The organism is Mesorhizobium sp. B2-4-7, from assembly GCF_006442685.1.
Lineage (GTDB): Bacteria > Pseudomonadota > Alphaproteobacteria > Rhizobiales > Rhizobiaceae > Mesorhizobium.
Map to the genome: position 1 here is coordinate 1 of NZ_VFVH01000021.1, position 2880 is coordinate 2880.

Annotated in this window: 3 protein-coding genes; all 3 read right to left on the bottom strand. The window is 66.2% G+C overall.

Going from position 1 to position 2880, the window contains the following annotated elements; translation table 11 throughout:
* A partial coding sequence (locus tag FJ946_RS30610; protein ID WP_140568193.1) for a sulfate/molybdate ABC transporter ATP-binding protein occupies positions 1–1029 on the bottom strand: 1029 nt, incomplete at its 3' end.
* Between the two features lie 125 nt (positions 1030–1154).
* Positions 1155–2039 (bottom strand): sulfate ABC transporter permease subunit CysW, encoded by an 885-nt coding sequence (gene cysW, locus FJ946_RS30615; RefSeq protein WP_140552357.1) that lies wholly within the window; start codon positions 2037–2039, stop codon positions 1155–1157.
* Positions 2032–2880 carry a sulfate ABC transporter permease subunit CysT gene (cysT, locus tag FJ946_RS30620; RefSeq protein WP_140568192.1) on the bottom strand — a complete coding sequence of 283 codons (849 nt, stop codon included), beginning with the start codon at positions 2878–2880 and terminating at the stop codon, positions 2032–2034. Before cysT ends, cysW begins: the two co-directional genes overlap by 8 nt.

A 2880-nucleotide genomic window follows, 5' to 3' on the forward strand; every position in this document is an offset into this window, starting at 1 on the left:
AAACAGCTTCCAGCGGCCCGGGCGGAACGCTACCCGGCTCTTCTGCGCCGCGGGATGGTCGACGGGCAGCTCGATCTCGACGCGCTGGCGTTCGCCGCCGATCTCGAGTTCCACCCGGCGGGTGCCGGCGACGCGGCGGCTGGCGACCACCGTGCCGGCGATGCAGCCAGAGCAGCCGCTCAGCAATTCGACATCGTGCGGGCGGAAGTACAGCCTGGCATTGCCGCTGGCGGCGTCCGGCGCCGACAGCCCGATCGGGCGATCGGCGAGCCAGACCTCGCCATTCTCGACCTTGACGGGAAGCGAGCTCGATTCGCCGATGAAGCCATAGACGAAAGGCGAGTTCGGCCTGTCATAGATGTCGTCGGCGGTGCCGACCTGCTCGATGCGGCCCTGGCTCATCACCACGACGCGGTCGGCAAGCTCCAGCGCCTCTTCCTGGTCGTGGGTGACGAAGACGGTGGTGTGGCCGGTGGCGTCATGGATGTCGCGCAGCCAGCGGCGCAGTTCCCGGCGCACCTGCGCATCGAGCGCGCCGAACGGCTCGTCGAGCAGAAGCACTTTGGGTTCGATCGCCATGGCGCGCGCCAGCGCGACGCGCTGGCGCTGGCCGCCGGAAAGCTGCGCCGGATAGCGCTTTTCCAGGCCCGAGAGCTGGACCAGGTCGAGCAGCTCGGAGGCGCGGCGGCGGATCTCCTGCGCCGGCGGCCGCGTCGAGCCCTGCCGGACCTTGAGGCCGAAGCCGATATTGTCCGAGACCGTCATGTGCCGGAACAGCGCGTAGTGCTGGAAGACGAAGCCGACATTGCGCTCCTGGATCGATTTGTGCGAGGCGTCCTCCTCGCCGAAGAAGATCTTGCCGCGCGTCGGCCGCTCCAGCCCGGCAATCAGCCGCAGCAGCGTCGTCTTGCCCGAGCCCGACGGCCCCAGCAACGCGATCAGCTCGCCCGACTTGATGTCGAGCGACACGTCATGGAGCGCGGGAAACCGCTCGAACTCCTTGCGCACATTGGCAACGCGAACTTCCATCAACAGTCCCTTTGTAGTGGCTGCATGCCGTTATCCCAAATCGGTTCCCGCTTTTGGGCGACATCAAATCCTTGGTCATGCATGTCGTTATCCCAAAACCGGTTTCCACTTTTGGGCGACATGCATCAATGTCCACGCGCCGCGGCGATCTCGGCGCCGTAACGCATCTCGAGCAGTGTCTTCAGGACCAGCGTCACCAGCGCCAGGCCGGCCAGCAGCGAGGCGACGGCAAAGGCGCCGACGGCGTTGTATTCATTGTAGAGGATCTCGACATGCAGCGGCATGGTGTTGGTCAGGCCGCGTATATGGCCCGACACCACCGAGACCGCGCCGAACTCGCCCATGGCGCGCGCATTGCACAAGAGCACGCCGTAAAGCAGCCCCCATTTGACGTTGGGCAGCGTCACATACCAGAAGGCCTGCCAGCCATTGGCGCCGAGCGACAGCGCGGCCTCCTCGTCGCCATTGCCCTGTTCCTGCATCAGCGGGATCAGCTCGCGGGCCACGAAGGGGAAGGTGACGAAGATGGTGGCCAGCACAATGCCGGGCACGGCGAACAGGATGACGATGCCATGTGCCTTCAGCCAGGCGCCGAGCAGCCCCTGGGCGCCGAACAGAAGCACGTAGACCAGGCCCGAGATGACCGGCGAGACCGAGAACGGCAGGTCGATCAGCGTGGTCAGGAAGGCCTTGCCCTTGAACTCGAACTTGGCGATCGCCCAGGCGGCCGAGATGCCGAAGACGACATTGAGCGGCACCGAGATCGCCGCCACCAGCAGCGTCAGCCGGATCGCCGAGCGCGTGTCGGGATGGGCAAGCGCTTCGGTGTAGGCGCCGACGCCCTTGGCGAAGGCTTCGTTGAAGACGATGATCAGCGGCAACAGCAGGAAGATGCCGAGGAAGGCGAAGGCGATCGCCATCAGCACGGCCTGCGCCGGGCGGCTTTCGGTCACCGCCGCCGAGCGGCTGTCGTGATGCGGCTCGTAGGATTTGATCTCCGGATCAGCCATAGCGCTTGCGGCTCCATGTCTGCGCCAGGTTGACGATGAGCAGCATCAGGAACGACAAGGCCAGCATGATCGCGGCGATGGCGGTCGCCGCCGGGTAATTGTACTCCTCCAGCCGGATGACGATCAAAAGCGGCGCGATCTCGGACTTGTAGGGCAGGTTGCCGGCGATGAAGATGACCGAGCCGTATTCGCCGACGCCGCGCGCGAAGGCCAGCGCGAAGCCGGTGACGATGGCCGGCGCCAGGCCCGGGAACAGCACCCGGGTGACGATCTGGAAGCGGCTGGCGCCGAGCGTGGCGGCGGCCTCCTCCACCTCCTTGTCGATCTCCTCCATGATCGGCTGCACGGTGCGCACGACGAAGGGCAGGCCGATGAAGACCAGCGCGATGACGATGCCGAGCGGGGTGTAGGCGACCTTGAGCCCAAGCGGCAGCAACAGCTTGCCGATCCAGCCATTGGGTGCGTAGAGCGTGGTCAGCGCGATGCCGGCCACCGCCGTCGGCAGCGCGAAGGGCAGGTCGACCATGGCATCGACGATGCGGCGGCCGGGAAAGCGGTAGCGCACCAGCACCCAGGCGACCAGCGTGCCGAACACGACATTGACGGCGGCCGCGACAAAGGCGGTGCCGAAGCTGATGCGGAGCGCGTTGATGGTGCGCCGGTCGGTGGCGATCGCCCAGAAATCGGTCCAGCCGAGCGCCGCGGAGCGCCAGATCAGCCCCGACAGCGGAATGAGGATGATGAGGGTCAGGTAGGCAAGCGAGAAGCCGAGCGTCAATCCGAAACCCGGAATGACGCTCGGCTGTCGAAACCGCCAACCCGCCCGAGCGGGTGCTGTGAT

What these genes read in the sequence shown, in the direction of transcription:
- cysW (WP_140552357.1), bottom strand. Translation starts at nt 2,039, where the DNA reads ATGGCTGATCCGGAGATCAAATCCTACGAGCCGCATCACGACAGCCGC.